The sequence below is a fragment of the Zobellia barbeyronii genome, from assembly GCF_018603515.1.
GTDB lineage: Bacteria > Bacteroidota > Bacteroidia > Flavobacteriales > Flavobacteriaceae > Zobellia > Zobellia barbeyronii.
Map to the genome: position 1 here is coordinate 827,365 of NZ_JACATN010000003.1, position 16,074 is coordinate 843,438.

A 16,074-nucleotide genomic window follows, 5' to 3' on the forward strand; every position below is an offset into this window, starting at 1 on the left:
ATCAGTCATCTGCAATATTTGGAGCCAACCATTTGGTAGCCTTTTCCAGAGTAATTCCCTTTCGTTCTGCAAAATCGGACACTTGATCTTCCTTAATTTTACCTAAACCAAAATATCTAGCTTGTTCATTTCCGAAATAATACCCGGAAACCGATGATGCAGGCCACATGGCCAAACTATCGGTGAGTTTTACTCCAATTCGCTCCTCTACCTTAAGCATATCCCAAAGTGTTACCTTTTCTAAGTGATCAGGACAAGCAGGATATCCTGGCGCAGGACGAATACCTTTGTATTTTTCGTCAATTAATTCGTCATTTTTAAGATGTTCATTACCGGCGTAGCCCCAATGTTTCATCCTAACCTCTTTATGCAAATACTCAGCAAAAGCTTCTGCCAAACGATCACTTAATGCTTTTACTAAAATGGAATTATAATCATCTAAATTCTCTCTGTACTTATCTGCCAATTCATCCGTTCCAAAACCAGTGGTTACACAAAAACAACCTACGTAATCTTCTTTTCCCGATTCTTTTGGAGCAATAAAATCTGACAAAGCATAATCTGGTACGCCTTCACGTCTCTTTAATTGCTGACGCAAGGTTCTAAAAGTATATTTCTTAGTCTCTTGACCATCTTCAACATCTACTTCAATATCATCATGATTGGCTAAAGTATTAGCAGGAAAGAGTCCAAAAACTCCTTTACCCGTTAATTTCTTACCCTTTAAAATATCATTCAACATTTGTTTTGCATCAGCAAAAAGCTCGGTAGCCTGTTCGCCAACTATCTCATCCGTTAGAATATCTGGATATTTACCGTGTAGCTCCCAACTTCTAAAAAATGGAGTCCAATCGATAAATGGTACCAATTTTTCAAGATCTACCTCTTCAATAACTTGAATACCTAATTGCTTAGGCTTTACTATTTCAGCCGCGTTCCAATCTATTTTAAACCTATTATCTCTAGAGGCTTTAATAGATTTGTATTCTTTCTTCTGAGTACGGCTCAAGAACTTTTCTCTAAAAACATCATAGTCTTCTTTGATTGTTTTTTTGTACGTAGCCGAAGTTTCTTTTTTCAATAAATCACCCACTACGGTAACCGCTCTTGAAGCATCATTTACATGCACAACCGCCTCACTATATTGAGGGTCTATTTTTACTGCCGTATGAGCTTTGCTGGTAGTTGCCCCGCCAATAAGCAAAGGCAGTTTAAAGTTCTTGCGCTCCATCTCTTTGGCCAAATGTACCATCTCATCTAGAGAAGGTGTAATAAGTCCGCTAAGACCAATCACATCTACATTATGTTCTATTGCCGCAGCAATGATTTTTTCTGGCGGTACCATGACACCTAAGTCAACAATTTCATAGTTGTTACATGCCAAAACTACACTCACAATATTTTTACCAATATCATGAACATCACCTTTTACGGTGGCCATTAAAATCTTACCATTCCCCTTATCGTCTCCGTCTTGAGGATTTTTCAATTTTTCTTCTTCAATATAGGGCAGCAAATACGCTACCGCTTTTTTCATAACACGTGCCGATTTTACCACCTGCGGCAAGAACATTTTTCCGCTTCCAAAAAGGTCACCTACCACGTTCATACCTGCCATTAAATTCCCTTCAATAACCTCAATAGGCTTATCTGCAGCAATACGTGCCTCCTCTATATCTTCTATTATATATTGATCTATTCCTTTTACTAAAGCTCTGGTAATTCTATTTTGTAAAGGTTCTTCTCTCCATGAAAGGTCTACCTTACTTTCTTTAGCCTTACCCACAACCGATTCTGCAAAATCTAGCAGTCTTTCTGTGGCATCGTCTCTACGGTTAAGAATTACATCTTCTACGCGCTCTAATAAATCTTTTGGAATATCATCGTAAATCTCCAACATGGTTGGGTTTACAATTCCCATATTCATACCCGCTTTAATAGCATGGTATAGAAACACAGAATGCATAGCTTCACGCACGGGATTATTTCCCCTGAAGGAAAACGAAACATTACTTACCCCACCACTAATACTCGCGTAAGGTAAATTCTCGCGTACCCATTTGGTAGCTTTTATAAAATCTATGGCATTGAGTTTATGCTCATCCATTCCTGTTGCTACAGGAAATATATTAAGGTCAAAAATGATATCTTCTGGTGCAAAACCAACTTGGTCTACCAGAATATCATAAGACCTCTTAGAAATCTCTATTCGTCTATCAAAATTATCTGCCTGACCAACTTCATCAAAAGCCATTACAATCACCGCTGCACCGTATCTCTTTACTAATTTAGCGTGATTGATAAATTCTTTTTCACCTTCTTTTAAACTGATGGAGTTTACAACACATTTTCCTTGAACAACCTGTAAACCTGCCTCAATAATATCCCATTTGGAACTATCTATCATGATAGGCACTCTAGAAATATCTGGCTCAGCAATAACCAAGTTCAAAAACTTGACCATAGCCTCTTTACCATCGATCAAACCATCATCCATATTAATATCGATGATTTGGGCTCCACCTTCTACTTGGTCTCTAGCAACACTTAAAGCCTCTTCAAACTTGCGTTCTTTAATGAGACGTAAAAATCGCTTGGAACCGGCCACGTTGGTACGCTCACCCACGTTCACAAAATTACTTTCGGGGGTGATTACCAAAGGTTCCAGACCCGATAATTTTAAATATCTAGCTGGCTTCTGATTATCAGTTACTGGTATGTCTGAGTTGTTACTCATAATATCTCCATCACTTTTTGTGACAATTGATGAATTCGTTTCTTATTCTTCTTTATGGCAAATGTATTACTACACAGATACTGCACGCGGGTCATACTTTCTCACCAAATCTGCAATGGCAGTAATATGCTCAGGCGTGGTACCACAGCATCCGCCAACGATGTTCACCAAACCTTTTTCTACATATTCTTTTATCTGTGCAGCCATTTGCTCAGGAGTTTCGTCATATTCTCCAAAAGCATTAGGTAAACCAGCATTTGGATGTGCCGAAACGGCATGGCCTGTTTTATTTGCCAAAACTTCTAAGTGTGGCACCAATTGGTCCGCACCCAACGCACAATTAAAACCAACTGAAAAAATTGGAATATGTGAAATAGAAATCAGAAAAGCCTCTGCTGTCTGTCCAGATAAAGTTCTTCCCGAGGCATCGGTAATAGTTCCGCTTACCATTATAGGGACTTCTATTCCGCGTTCTTCTTTTACTTCTTCTATGGCAAAAAGTGCCGCTTTTGCATTTAGCGTATCAAAAATAGTTTCTACCAACAGTAAATCTGATCCACCATCCAATAAAGCTTCTACCTGCTGCTTATAAGCAATACGAAGCTCATCAAAAGAAACTGCTCTATATCCTGGATCGTTTACATCTGGAGACATGCTTGCTGTTTTGTTCGTTGGACCTATACTTCCTGCAACGAATCTTGGCTTGTTTGGTTCCTTTGCCGTAAACTCATCCGCTACTTTTTTGGCAATACGTGCAGACTCGTAATTAAGTTCGTACACTAAATCTTCCATATAGTAATCTGCCATAGCGATGGTAGTACCGGAGAAAGTATTGGTTTCTACGATATCTGCACCAGCAGCAAAATACTTGCGATGTACTTCTGCAATAGCTTCCGGTTGGGTCAAGGACAACAAATCATTATTACCTTGTAAAGGATGCTCCCAATCCTTAAAACGCTCTCCGCGAAAATCTTCCTCGGTAAATTTATAGCGCTGTAACATGGTCCCCATGGCACCGTCCAGCACTAGTATGCGTTCCTTTAATATTTCTCGAATATCTTTCATTTTTTCCTCCTTCTAATTGAGCATCCATTTATAATTGAATTCGATATCAGAAATATCAAAAACATTATTTAAAATCAATCTACAAACAATTATCAAGCAAAGGAATAAGGACAATTATAATTGCCTCTCTTTGTTATCTGTCCTACAAATATGTAGGATAGAATGTAGCACCTTCTTTATAAGAAAAGGGTTGCCAAGGTTTCACAGGGTCTAATCCCTCCGCCTTTCTTGATAACAGTCACGTATTTTAATGAACGATTTGCAAAGTAACGCCACATATGGTTCAAAACCAAAGAAACCTAGTTGTTTTTGGTACTTTGCGTTAGTTAAAAGCCTTCTGTTCTAATATTAGAATAGAAGGCTCTTACCAATTATATGCACTAATAGCTAATTAAGAAATACTTTGAACGACCTCTTTTTTGGCCTCTTTCTTTGTACCGTCAAATCCTTCTACTCCACCTACAGTGGTGTATTTCATAACGTATCTTTTACCTGGATTTATCAATTTGTAAGCAAACTGACACATCACTGCAGCTTCATGGAAACCTGATAAAATCAGTTTTAATTTACCTTCATACGTATTGACATCTCCAATAGCAAAAACTCCCGGTATGTTCGTTTGGTAATCTTTAGCGTTGTTTACCTTGATGGCATTTTTCTCGATTTCTAAACCCCAATCACCGATTGGACCTAATTTTGGAGAAAGACCGAACAATGGAATAAAGCTATCTACCTCAACATAACTCTCTCCTTTTTCCGGATCGTTATGCTTAACAACAACTGCCTCTAAATGATCATCGCCATATAGTTTCTTCACCTCAGCTTCGGTGAACAATTTTATTTTTCCTGCTTTTGCTAATTCTGCTGCTTTTTCAACAGAATCTAAAGCTCCTCTAAATTCATTTCTTCTATGCACCAAAGATACTTCTGAAGCAACGTCTGCTAAGAAAATAGCCCAATCCAAAGCAGAATCTCCACCTCCGGCTATAATCACTTTTTTGTCGCGATATACCTCAGGATCTTTAATCATGTAGGCAACTCCCTTATCCTCAAAATCAAGAATATTCTCGATAGGTGGTTTTCTAGGTTCAAAAGAACCGAGTCCACCAGCAATAACTACTACTGGAGCCTGGTGCTTTGTACCTTTGTTAGTTGTTACGATAAAAGAACCGTCTTCTTGCTTATCTAAAGTTTCAGCACGCTCACCCATAGTATAACCAGCCTCAAAAGGCTTAATTTGCTCCAAAAGATTCGTTACTAAATCACCTGCTAGGATTTCCGGAAAAGCCGGAATATCATATATTGGTTTCTTTGGATAAATTTCCGAACACTGACCACCTGGTTGTGGCAAAGCATCTATCAAATGACATTTAAGCTTTAACAAGCCTGCTTCAAATACGGTAAAAAGACCTGTAGGGCCTGCGCCAATGATGAGAATATCTGTTTTTATCATAACTATTTACTTAACTGTAATTCTTGATTCTGGGCAATGGATAAAATGCTCGCCCTGTGTTTTACTACTTCACCTATTATAATTATTGCTGGATTGGTCAATTGCTGCTTTTCCACTTCATCTTCAATGGAAGCAATAGTACCTACCGCAATTTTTTCGTCTTTTCTGGTCCCGTTTTGCACGATTGCAATTGGGGTTTCAGATTTACCTTCTGTTTTGAACAATTCCGCTATCTGTGATAATTTGGACATGCCCATTAAAATAACGACTGTAGCGTTACTTTTAGCGGCCAGAGCCACATCACCTGAAAGCTTATGCTCTTTAGTTGTCCCTGTAATTACCCAAAAACTTTCGGCGGCACCTCTTTTGGTAACCGGAATGTTCTGTGAAGCTGGAACCGACAAACATGAGGATATACCAGGAACCATGGCTACTTGCAACCCGTGAGCTGCAGCGTACTCCATTTCTTCGGCGCCACGGCCAAATACAAATGGATCTCCGCCTTTTAAACGTACCACATGGGCATTGGTTTTAGCTCGGTTTACAATCAATTCGTTTATCTGTTCTTGTTGGTACGCATAACACCCTTTTCTTTTACCTACAAAAATCTGTTCGGCTTTAGGTGCATAGTCCAACAACTCAACCGACACCAACGCATCGTACAACACTACATCTGCACTTGCAAGCGCCTTAATAGCCTTGAGCGTAATTAGCTCAACGTCACCAGGACCTGCTCCTACAACCGTAAAGCAACCGCCCACGTTGGATAAAGTGTTATTATTTTGGTTGGTATATTTCATACTTAAGCTTCTGCTAATTCTTGTTTTCTGAACTTCTCAACTGCTTTTAAAAACACCTTAGCATCATCTAAGTAGCTTTTTGCAAAAGCTTCCGTTGGTTCGTTCTTATTCAATTTTAAAACAAGTTCTTCAAAACCTTGACCTAAATCTATTCTACCAGAGGCAACAAATTTTTCATCAAAATCTTTAATGATACTTGCATGCGTGTTTACTTTCGCTTTTTCTGAAGTCAACATAGCTTTTGCAGAGTTTACCATTGAAGAATACGAATGGTAGATACTAGCCGCCCATTTGTTTTCATCAAAAGACTCTTGTGCTGTTTGTATTTTCTCTTCGCTTTCAAAAAGTAACGTAGCGATAAGGTCAATTACCACACCGGCACATTCACCAATACCTATTGCTTTTTCGTAACGTTCTGTTGTTCCCCAGTCAATAAAGTCTTCTGCGGTAAGATTATCTACATCCGATAATGGCGTTAAGAAATCATAGAAATACATCTGACCTTTATCTTGGTAATAATCGGCATATGATTTTCCGTTTCCGTTTTTATCAAAATCATCCAAAATTAATCGTAATGCCTGAGGACCTCTTTTAGAAGGAACCTTCACTACTTTATCGGCAAATCTTCCGTTACCATTACCATCAGTACCACCACCCAACAATACTTGAAGTGCAGGTGCTACCAATTTATCTTTTGTTCTAACACTCATACCCTGAAAACCAATATTGGCCATGTTGTGCTGACCACAGGCGTTCATACACCCACTGATTTTAATTGCTACATCTGGATTACTGATGTATTGAGGGTAATCTGCTTTTATAATTCTTTCTAACTCCTCTGCAATACCTGTACTACTTGCTATACCTAAGTTACATGTATCTGTACCTGGACAAGCTGTAATATCTATTGCTTTGTTATAACCCGCTTCTGCAAAGCCTAATTTATTTAATTCATTGTAGAAAAAAGGAATCAACTCAGTAGCTACGTAAGGAATCAATATGTTTTGACGAAGACTTAATCTCACTTCTCCAGCAGCATATTTATCTACTAAGTCTGCTAACAATCTTGCTTTGTCTGTATAGAAATCACCTAAAAGTACTTTGATACCAATAGCTGAATACCCTTCCTGCTTTTGAGGAATAAGATTCGTTGACTTCCAGATTTCAAAAGCTTCTGTGTCTTCTATTTCTACTTGTGGTGCATCAACCTTAGCTATCTTAACTTCAGGATATGCATCTGCATCAATAGGATAAGTTTTATAAGGAACTGCCTTTTGCTCTTCTTCCAATAAGGCTTTGAATCCATCAACACCTAAATCTTTTAACAAGAACTTCATTCTTGCCTTGGCTCTACTCTTTCTTTCACCATAACGGTCAAAAACACGAACCACACCATCCATTAATGGAATGATTTTATCTGCTGCAAGAAATTCAAACAGCAAATCTGCATGACGTGGCTGTGAACCTAAACCACCAGCTAACATTACTTTAAAACCTCTTACACCATCTTGAATCTTAGCGATAAAACCAAGATCATGCATGTATGAAAGACCAGTATCTGCATCACTAGCAGAAAAAGAAACCTTGAACTTACGTCCCATTTCTTGACTGATAGGGTTACGCAAGAAGTATTCAAAAAGTGCATGTGCGTATGGCGAAACATCAAACGGCTCGTCTACATCAATACCAGCAGTTTCACTAGCAATTACGTTACGTACCGTATTACCACAAGCTTCACGAATAGTAACATCATCTTTCTCTAACTCTGACCAAAGTTCTGGCGTACGAGCTACATCTACATAATGTATCTGAATATCTTGACGTGTAGTAATATGTAATCTACCTCTAGAATATTCATCAGAAACATCACTGATACGCTTTAACTGCTTAGAACTAACTTTACCATATGGCAATTTAATCCGAATCATCTGCACACCAGGCTGACGTTGACCGTAGATACCTCTGGCCAAACGCAAACTGCGGAACTTTTCTTCATCTAAATTACCTTCATTGAACTGACGGATTTTAGCTTCTAATGCTAAAATATCCTTCTCAACTACAGGATTTTCTATTTCTGTTCTGAAACTCTGCATGCTATATCTATTCTAGTTTCTTACCTTTTAATAGGTAGATTTATTAATTGTATATTTTCCCTATAGGTTTTGTAGAGCTGATTGAATCAGCACCCTTAACCTTTTTAGTTTAAAGAGACACTTCTTAACTTATGAAGCCTGCTCCTACTGTACTATTGGTCTGTGTATCTATTAAGATAAATGAACCATTGGTACGGTGATCTTTAAACTTATCGTAAAAAATAGGCTTGTTTAATTTGAAAGTTACCTGAGCAATATCATTCATGCCCAACCCATCTACATCCGTATCAATACCTGAATAATCAGGATTAATTTTGTGATGAATGTTATCTACTTTGGCCAATACCTTGTTCACACCATGTTGCACAACGTATTTCTTACCTGTAGTCAGCTTATTAGAATCCATCCAAGAAATGGTAGCTGTAAACTGCTTTTCTATAGTAGGCATCTCGTCAACTTTCACCAACATATCTCCTCTACTGATATTAATCTCATCTTCTAAAGTTATCGTTACCGATGACCTTCTTGAAGCGGTCTGATATTTCTTATCGTGAAAGTAAATCTCTTTAATCTTAGATTTTGTCTGAGACGGAAGTGCTACCACCTCATCACCAACACTTAATTCACCACCGTAAACTTTACCAGCGAATCCTCTAAAATCATGAAAATCTTCTGTCTTAGGACGAATAACATACTGAACTGGGAAACGCGGCGTACCAACGTTAAAAATATCTTTACGGTCTAAAGCTTCAAAATGCTCCAATAAAGTTGGACCTGTATACCAAGGTGTTTTGTCTGTTTTATTTACTACGTTATCACCTTTAAGGGCACTAACAGGAATAAATGTAATCTTCTGATCTTGGTAATCTCTTTTTGCCATCAATTCCTGAAAATCGGCTTTAATAGCATTATAAGTTTCCTCAGAATAATCTACCAAGTCCATTTTATTAATAGCTACTACCACGTCTTTAATACGCAATAGGTTATTAATAAAAAAGTGACGGTTGGTTTGCTCTATAACTCCTTTTCTAGCATCGATTAAAATAATTGCTGCTTGAGATGTAGATGCACCAGTAACCATGTTACGTGTATATTCTACATGCCCAGGAGTATCGGCTATAATGTAACTTTTCTTTGCAGTTGAAAAATAGATGTGTGCTACATCTATAGTAATACCTTGCTCACGTTCTGCCACTAGACCATCTGTAGCCAATGAGAAGTCTAGGTAATCATACCCTTTACTCTTACTGGTCTTTTCTATGGCTTCTAGCTTATCGCTAGTCAATGATTTTGTATCGTACAGAATTCTACCGATCAAGGTACTTTTTCCGTCATCTACACTACCTGCTGTTGCTATTTTTAATACGTCCATCTTCTTTGGCTGTAGGCCCTGAGCATAATACTCCTGGCATTTTTAATCAATTTTTTAAACTAGTTCTCTTTTGAGAATTCTAAAAGTATCCTTGTTGCTTTCTCTTCTCCATTGCCGCTTCTGACCTTTTATCGTCAATACGGGCTCCTCTTTCAGAAATACTAGAATCACGAATTTCCTCAACAACAGACTCAATATCGGTAGCATCAGAAAACACAGCTGCAGTACAACTCATATCACCAACAGTACGGAAACGTACCATGCGCTCTAAAACTTCCTCATCATCTTCTTGGTACACATAATCAGAATGTGACCAAATTAGACCGTCACGTAAGAATACTTTACGTTTATGTGCAAAGTAAATAGAAGGTATTTCAATCTCTTCTTCTTTAATATAAGACCAAACATCTAGCTCCGTCCAGTTAGAAATTGGAAAAACACGTACGTTCTGTCCTAATTCTATCTGACCGTTTAACATATCAAAAAGCTCTGGACGTTGGTTACGCTCATCCCACTGACCAAAATCATCACGTACAGAAAAAATACGCTCCTTTGCTCTTGCCTTTTCCTCATCTCTACGAGCACCACCAACACAAGCATCAAACTTGAATTCCTCAATAGCATCTAATAATGTAGTTGTCTGCAAAGAGTTTCTACTTGAGTACCGACCTGATTCTTCTTTTACCTTACCTTGATCAATAGAATCCTGAACATTTCTTACGATAAGCTCAAGACCTAACTCCTCAACCAATCTATCTCTAAACTCTATAGTTTCAGGAAAGTTATGACCCGTATCTATATGCATTAAAGGAAAAGGGATTTTAGCTGGCCAAAATGCCTTTTGTGCCAAACGCACCAATGTAATAGAATCTTTACCTCCGGAAAACAAAAGTACCGGTCTCTCAAATTGAGCAGCTACTTCTCTAAAGATGTAGATGGCCTCATTTTCTAAGGCGTTGATGTGTGATGTATCTTGGCTCATAATTTTTTGAATATATTGTTCGCTACTGCTATGCTTGGATTATTATTTTTTCGCTTAAAGCGGGATGTCTTTTTAAGTATGTAACCCACACTCGCGATTCTCAAGAACCTTTGTTGGGTCAAAATATTTATGTTCGTTAGGCAATTGCTTTTCTTCTAGATATGCATCTAATTGAGCATCGCTCCAATGATAAAACGGACTCACTTTAAGAACACCGTCTCTGCTTACACTCAAAATATCTAATGAATCCCTTAATGCAGTTTGCCCTTTTCTTAAGTTAGTAAACCAAACATCTGGCTTATGTGCAGCCATTGCTCTTTTAAAAGGTTCTAGTTTTACCTGCTCGGTAAAAACGGCATGCTTTGGGTCATCTATTTGAGGTATTCCCATTACACTATCACGGTGTGCGCTAGTTTGTTTAGGCACATACAAATCTATATTAAGACCTAATTTCTCAATGATTTCTTCTGCATGCTTATATGTATTTGGTGTGTTATAACCTGTATCGCACCAAATTACCGGAATATCGTTCTTTACATCTGCAACTGCATTTAGAATAGCCACCTCGTAAGGTCTAAAGTTGGTAGTAACTACCGCATTTTTAGCATTCTCAATAGCCCAATCAATTATTACCGAAGGATTTGCTTCTTTAAAACGCTCGTTAAGCTTTTGGATTTCTTTTTCTGAAAAACTCATATCCTATTTATTTACCCCAATTAATTTTATTCCATAAACGCTCGTGAAAGAAGTACAAAAACATCTTAGTCACAAAATCTACAGAAGCAATAGAAGCAGCAATAGCTACTTCATTAGTTAACAAATAAGAAACTATCAAGGTATCTAACGTACCAATTACCCTCCAGCTTACCGCTTTGGCGATACTACGGACAGGTTTTTCAGATTTTTGATCCTCTGAAAAATTCTTTTTGGAAGCTGCTTTATCTAAAATCAATTGATCTACAATCATTTTTGTGTTAATCTAATTACCCTATCAATCTAATAGAGTAAACAAATGTAGTACATTTATATTGTGTTAGACGGCTGAAATCTAAAGAATTTACTTTAACCCTATAGATTTAGTAGATTATTAAAAAAATGCAGTAAATATTGAAGATTTTTTACCAGATATATGAAATAATCGGAAAATCAGGCTATTAAATCAGCCAAAGTGTTGTTACGGTACACCTCTAAATTGGCATCGCGCACCATAAGCATGAGCTTATTTACAGAACAAGTAGCCTCATCCGGACAGTCAGCACATTTTTCGTAGAAGTTAAGACTTACACAGGGAACCATGGCAATTGGGCCTTCCAAAATACGCATGACATCTGTCATTAGCACTTCTTTTGGGTCTTTAATTAAGTAGTAGCCACCACCTTTACCTTTCTTGGAACCTAAAAATCCGCTTTTGCGGAGAGAAAGTAAGATACTCTCTAAGAATTTCTGTGAGATATTCTCAGCTTTAGCAATTTCAGAAATCTGTACAGGCTGTTTGTCTTTCTGCGCAGCCAAGTAAGTTAGCGCCTTTAACCCGTATTTTGTCTTTTTTGAAAGCATGGGGTAAATATAGGGAATTTAACACTTTTTAAATTTTATTTGGGAAAACCTTCTTAAAGCGAAACTAATCCAAAGTTATATTTGCGCTGCCACTATTATTTAAATTTTGAAAAACATCGATTCTTTCAAAACTAAGGACAAAACCAATTACTTATGAAGTTTATAAAATTACTATTGTTCTTATGTATATCTCAAATTATTAATGCTCAAACTAATGACTTTTCAAAATCTGATAAGATAACAACTATTGGCGTATTCTTAGACACCTATTTAATAGATTTCTATGACGGCCTAGATGTAGGCAGTACTGTTTCTTATTCTAGGGATTTTTATCGTAAAGGCAAGCATTCGTTCGCATACAACCCCTCCTTAGGTTTCTTCAATTCAATAAATACGGAAAACCGATATATTTTGGGTTTCGGTGCCCAATATCGATTTGAATTCACCAAACGCTTGAATGTTAGGGTGAATCTTGGCGTAAACTATATTCTAACGAAATTCCTATACGATCGGTTTGAATATAATGCCCAAAACGAACAAATAGCTCAAAACAGCATTAAAAGTAATTTCGGTCCATCTTTTGGGTTGCAATATAGCTATGACCTTTTTAAGATAAAATCAGCATCATTTGCACCAGTTTTAGGTTATAAATTAATAAAACTAGATGGGGGCAATTATTCCAGACCAACCGAGGGATTTTCTTCTAGTATTTCTTTAGGAATTTTATGTAAATTTTAAAATACATGATGACAAAAATAAACTGTATAGGATTAGTGATTACATTTTTAATGGTTAACTCATGTACTATAAAAGATGATATTCCGGCAGAACTTACCAACAATAATTTATCGTCAGATATTGATATTGCAGTTGACAATATCTACAACGGCTATAAGGACAATTTAAACACTATAGGTCTCTCCATTGGGATATTAAAGAACGGTGAAACCCACTTTTATGGTTATGGTGAAACAAAAAAAGGTAGTGGCAACATTCCTAATCAAAACACATTTTATGAAATTGGATCAATTTCTAAGACTTTCACCTCTATTCTAGCGGTTAACATGTTATTGCAACAAGACTTAGACATCGAAACAAGTATAAAGTCGTATTTACCAGAAGATTTACCTACCTTAAATAGAAATGGTATTGAAGTTAACTTTAAACATTTACTAACACACACTTCTGGTTTAGGTCGTATGCCCAATAACTTTAATAAATCTAAAGATGCTGGAAAAGAATTTGCCGATTATGATGAACGCCTTTTATATTCATATATAGAAAATGCAAGGTTACACGCTGATCCTTTTACCCAATTTTTGTACTCTAACGTAGGTATGGGAATAGTTGGTACTGTTTTAAAACGAAATTATGAAATGGATTATGGTAAAGTACTTCAGCAAGAACTTACGATTCCATTAGGTCTAAGTAATACGACGGCATATTTTGAAGATACCAATATTGATAATTGGGCTACGGGATATAATTACAAAGGGAAAGAAACAGACTATTGGGAAACGTTGAATGCATTAGATGGTGCAGGAGTAATTAATTCCACAATCTCAGATTTATTAATCTATGCTCAGGCAAATATTACCCCCCCAGAAACACAACTAGGCAATGCTATACGGATAACTCATGAAGTTTACTTTAAAGAATATGAAACCGGTGATTATGGAAAAAGTCAAAATTGTTTGGGCTGGTTTAAATTTACACCTACTAGTCTACCGGATAAATCCTTTATTCAACATAATGGTTTAACTGGAGGTTTCAACTCAGAGCTATTAATAAATCTAGAAAATGAAACAGCAATAACCGTACTATTTAACAAAGCTCCCCTCAATAATGAAGGAAGACAAGCTTTTATTTCAGAATTATTACAACTACTTTCCGAATAGATTTCACGCCAATCTGGTTTGCCACTTCTATATTACTATCTATTTTTTTAAGAAAGACGGTCACACAACCTATACCCTCCATTACACCTGTTTCAGCTCTTTCTTATATAGATAACTCACTATGTGCTATAAAAATCAGATGGATTAAACCATGTCAAAACGGTAAGGTTTATAAAAGTGTAAGATTATACTTATTTTAGTCTAGTTGTTTAAGTGGCTTATTGGTATTATCGTCAAAATTCAAGAAATGAACATCCGATATAAGAAAAAGCGATTACGAGTAAACCTATTTATAGCTATTCTGTGGGGGGTTCTGGTTGTCTTGACTCTCTTTTTCAGCAGCAAAAGACAATGGTTTGACTATACCTACTTTGTAGTGTTTGTCTTGTACCTCGCCCAATATTTTTATGAAAACAAAAACCAATATCTGACCATTAAAGATGGTACTATTAGTAGAAACCTACTATTTCAGAAAAAAAAAAAAGATGAATTTGAATGAAATTACACAGGTCAAAAAATTCGCTGGTGATTATATATTAAAAACGAAACGAGAGGAATTGACCATCTATACTCAAGTCATAGATGAAGATTCTTTAGCCGATTTAGATGCTGTTTTATCTCAGTTGGACTTACCTACAGATAGAACACCGTTTGCGAAAGCGGTTTAATTAGAAGTACTTATTATACCACCCCACATTCATTCCAAACTGCCTTGGATTTTCATTAAATCTATATAAATTTTGATTGACGAAAAAGATTTTATCTTAAGAGAAATACAAAGGCTAACCATGCTTATACAGATGCTTATTGGTAAGGTAAAAGGTTCTAATGCTGGAAATATAGGCTCAGAAGCAAACGAGATTGACCAAGCACTAAAAAGTGAATTTGATTTATCATTGGTAGAAATTATAGAAAAATCAAATGAAGACTTATTGAATATAGTTGGTAATATGAATGAAGTTCATATTGAAAATATAATAGAGCTCCTATTTGAAATAAACAAAAAAAGTAAAGAGCAGATTGGAAATTTAAACTTGAATACATCAGAATTAATTAAAAAAAACATCTTACTGATTGAGTTCTTAGACAAAAGGTCGAATACCTTTTCAATGCCCAGAATGAATATGAAGAACACTTTACAGCAATGGCTCTAATTTAACTTAGCAACCACTTTAAAACATGAAAAAAATAAAAACTATTAGCCTTTCTATACTAATTCTATTAGCTATTTACGCCGCGTATCTTTATCTGTCTGACCCTTATACAAAGGCTTTGATTACTAATAACGAAACAATACTATTTTACAGACCTTCTACGGAGGTTGGTGATATGACTGATTTCAATTTTTCAGAAAATACTTTACAAGTAGAAGATTCTATTACCATACACACCTATATATTCAGTCCAAAAACGAATCCAAAAGCTAACATATTTCTAGTTAGAGGAAATAGCGGTAACACCAGTACGTATGCAGATTTAATTAAACCCTTAGTCAATAATGGATTTAAAGTATATTCTACGGATTGGAGAGGTTATGGAAAATCCACCGGAAAACCCAATTATAGGGGGATTTTGAAAGATTCTGAAGCAGCATTCACAGATTTTTTGAAGCATGTTAAAAATGACAGTATCAAAACCGTAGTATACGGCATGTCTTTAGGTGGCCAAGTTGCCGTTAAGCTTACCAAAGGCAACCCTGATAAAGTAGACGCTTTGGTTTTAGATGGTTCTTTAGCATCTGCCTACAGCTTTATTGAAGATAATTTTCAGGGATTCTTGATGCGTAATTTCATTAAAGATTCCACAGCATATAATCAAGATTATGTGGCCATTAGAGATATTGCGGATATAAAAAACATACCAAAACTAATTATTCACAGTACAAAAGACAGGGCAGTTCCTATTGAACGTGGCCAAATGATTTTTGCTTCTGCCAAAGAACCAAAAACATTTTGGGAAACAAATACGCAGCACATTCAAACGCTAAAGGATTTACCGGACGAGACTAATCAACAGCTTAGCACATTACTGGAGCAATAAACGTCAACAAATGACATTACTAAACATTTTTTCAATTCACCCCCTAATAACTACAACTCAGAAACATCTTCTTTAAA

15 protein-coding genes and 1 riboswitch are annotated in these 16,074 nt (G+C 36.5%); of the genes, 5 read left to right on the plus strand and 10 right to left on the minus strand.

The window, feature by feature from the left end; all coding sequences use genetic code 11:
* Position 1 precedes the first annotated feature (1 nt).
* The 10 genes from metH to HW347_RS12095 all read right to left on the minus strand — a co-directional run bounded on the left by metH (position 2) and on the right by HW347_RS12095 (position 12,059).
* Entirely contained in the window at positions 2–2,737 is a 2,736-nt protein-coding gene (gene metH, locus HW347_RS12050; protein ID WP_214612063.1) for a methionine synthase, read from the minus strand.
* A 69-nt stretch (positions 2,738–2,806) separates the two neighbouring features.
* Complete coding sequence (locus tag HW347_RS12055) at positions 2,807–3,802, minus strand: homocysteine S-methyltransferase family protein (protein WP_214612064.1); 996 nt, start codon at positions 3,800–3,802, stop codon at positions 2,807–2,809.
* Positions 3,803–3,932: 130 nt separating this feature from the next.
* A riboswitch (SAM riboswitch) is annotated at positions 3,933–4,040 on the minus strand.
* Between the two features lie 153 nt (positions 4,041–4,193).
* Positions 4,194–5,255, minus strand: coding sequence for an NAD(P)/FAD-dependent oxidoreductase (locus tag HW347_RS12060; RefSeq protein ID WP_214612065.1), 1,062 nt, complete (start codon positions 5,253–5,255; stop codon positions 4,194–4,196).
* Positions 5,256–5,257: 2 nt separating this feature from the next.
* Positions 5,258–6,055, minus strand: coding sequence for a uroporphyrinogen-III C-methyltransferase (cobA, locus tag HW347_RS12065; RefSeq protein WP_214612066.1), 798 nt, complete (start codon positions 6,053–6,055; stop codon positions 5,258–5,260).
* Positions 6,056–6,057: 2 nt separating this feature from the next.
* Complete coding sequence (locus tag HW347_RS12070) at positions 6,058–8,148, minus strand: HEPN domain-containing protein (protein ID WP_214612067.1); 2,091 nt, start codon at positions 8,146–8,148, stop codon at positions 6,058–6,060.
* A gap of 124 nt (positions 8,149–8,272) precedes the next feature.
* Complete coding sequence (locus tag HW347_RS12075) at positions 8,273–9,520, minus strand: sulfate adenylyltransferase subunit 1 (RefSeq protein ID WP_214612068.1); 1,248 nt, start codon at positions 9,518–9,520, stop codon at positions 8,273–8,275.
* A 79-nt stretch (positions 9,521–9,599) separates the two neighbouring features.
* Positions 9,600–10,514, minus strand: coding sequence for a sulfate adenylyltransferase subunit CysD (cysD, locus tag HW347_RS12080; RefSeq protein ID WP_317195319.1), 915 nt, complete (start codon positions 10,512–10,514; stop codon positions 9,600–9,602).
* A 60-nt stretch (positions 10,515–10,574) separates the two neighbouring features.
* Complete coding sequence (locus HW347_RS12085) at positions 10,575–11,198, minus strand: phosphoadenosine phosphosulfate reductase domain-containing protein (RefSeq protein ID WP_155597689.1); 624 nt, start codon at positions 11,196–11,198, stop codon at positions 10,575–10,577.
* Positions 11,199–11,205: 7 nt separating this feature from the next.
* A complete protein-coding gene (locus tag HW347_RS12090) occupies positions 11,206–11,469 on the minus strand; it encodes a DUF2061 domain-containing protein (RefSeq protein WP_214612070.1) in 264 nt (87 codons plus the stop codon).
* A gap of 179 nt (positions 11,470–11,648) precedes the next feature.
* The gene (locus tag HW347_RS12095) at positions 11,649–12,059 is read right to left on the minus strand and encodes an RrF2 family transcriptional regulator (protein WP_214612071.1); all 411 of its coding nucleotides are present in this window, start codon (positions 12,057–12,059) and stop codon (positions 11,649–11,651) included.
* A 153-nt stretch (positions 12,060–12,212) separates the two neighbouring features.
* On the opposite strand from HW347_RS12095, the gene HW347_RS12100 reads away from it, so the two are divergent.
* The 5 genes from HW347_RS12100 to HW347_RS12120 all read left to right on the plus strand — a co-directional run bounded on the left by HW347_RS12100 (position 12,213) and on the right by HW347_RS12120 (position 15,997).
* The gene (locus HW347_RS12100) at positions 12,213–12,797 is read left to right on the plus strand and encodes a hypothetical protein (protein ID WP_214612072.1); all 585 of its coding nucleotides are present in this window, start codon (positions 12,213–12,215) and stop codon (positions 12,795–12,797) included.
* 5 nt (positions 12,798–12,802) lie between these two features.
* On the plus strand, positions 12,803–13,957 hold the full coding sequence (locus tag HW347_RS12105) for a serine hydrolase domain-containing protein (RefSeq protein ID WP_214612073.1): 1,155 nt from the start codon (positions 12,803–12,805) through the stop codon (positions 13,955–13,957).
* Positions 13,958–14,397: 440 nt separating this feature from the next.
* The gene (locus tag HW347_RS12110) at positions 14,398–14,625 is read left to right on the plus strand and encodes a hypothetical protein (protein ID WP_214612074.1); all 228 of its coding nucleotides are present in this window, start codon (positions 14,398–14,400) and stop codon (positions 14,623–14,625) included.
* Positions 14,626–14,697: 72 nt separating this feature from the next.
* Positions 14,698–15,111: a hypothetical protein gene (locus HW347_RS12115; RefSeq protein WP_214612075.1), complete on the plus strand. Its 414-nt coding sequence runs from the start codon at positions 14,698–14,700 to the stop codon at positions 15,109–15,111.
* Between the two features lie 25 nt (positions 15,112–15,136).
* Positions 15,137–15,997: an alpha/beta hydrolase gene (locus HW347_RS12120; RefSeq protein ID WP_214612076.1), complete on the plus strand. Its 861-nt coding sequence runs from the start codon at positions 15,137–15,139 to the stop codon at positions 15,995–15,997.
* The last annotated feature ends 77 nt before the right edge of the window (positions 15,998–16,074 follow it).

Bases quoted from the DNA above. Each gene is read 5' to 3' on its own strand.
- HW347_RS12055 (WP_214612064.1), bottom strand. From the start codon at position 3,802: ATGAAAGATATTCGAGAAATATTAAAGGAACGCATACTAGTGCTGGAC.
- HW347_RS12060 (WP_214612065.1), bottom strand. From the start codon at position 5,255: ATGATAAAAACAGATATTCTCATCATTGGCGCAGGCCCTACAGGTCTT.
- HW347_RS12075 (WP_214612068.1), bottom strand. From the start codon at position 9,520: ATGGACGTATTAAAAATAGCAACAGCAGGTAGTGTAGATGACGGAAAA.
- HW347_RS12120 (WP_214612076.1), top strand. From the start codon at position 15,137: ATGAAAAAAATAAAAACTATTAGCCTTTCTATACTAATTCTATTAGCT.
- HW347_RS12110 (WP_214612074.1), top strand. From the start codon at position 14,398: ATGGTACTATTAGTAGAAACCTACTATTTCAGAAAAAAAAAAAAGATG.
- HW347_RS12070 (WP_214612067.1), bottom strand. From the start codon at position 8,148: ATGCAGAGTTTCAGAACAGAAATAGAAAATCCTGTAGTTGAGAAGGAT.
- HW347_RS12090 (WP_214612070.1), bottom strand. From the start codon at position 11,469: ATGATTGTAGATCAATTGATTTTAGATAAAGCAGCTTCCAAAAAGAAT.
- HW347_RS12085 (WP_155597689.1), bottom strand. From the start codon at position 11,198: ATGAGTTTTTCAGAAAAAGAAATCCAAAAGCTTAACGAGCGTTTTAAA.
- metH (WP_214612063.1), bottom strand. From the start codon at position 2,737: ATGAGTAACAACTCAGACATACCAGTAACTGATAATCAGAAGCCAGCT.
- HW347_RS12095 (WP_214612071.1), bottom strand. From the start codon at position 12,059: ATGCTTTCAAAAAAGACAAAATACGGGTTAAAGGCGCTAACTTACTTG.
- HW347_RS12100 (WP_214612072.1), top strand. From the start codon at position 12,213: ATGAAGTTTATAAAATTACTATTGTTCTTATGTATATCTCAAATTATT.
- HW347_RS12105 (WP_214612073.1), top strand. From the start codon at position 12,803: ATGATGACAAAAATAAACTGTATAGGATTAGTGATTACATTTTTAATG.
- cobA (WP_214612066.1), bottom strand. From the start codon at position 6,055: ATGAAATATACCAACCAAAATAATAACACTTTATCCAACGTGGGCGGT.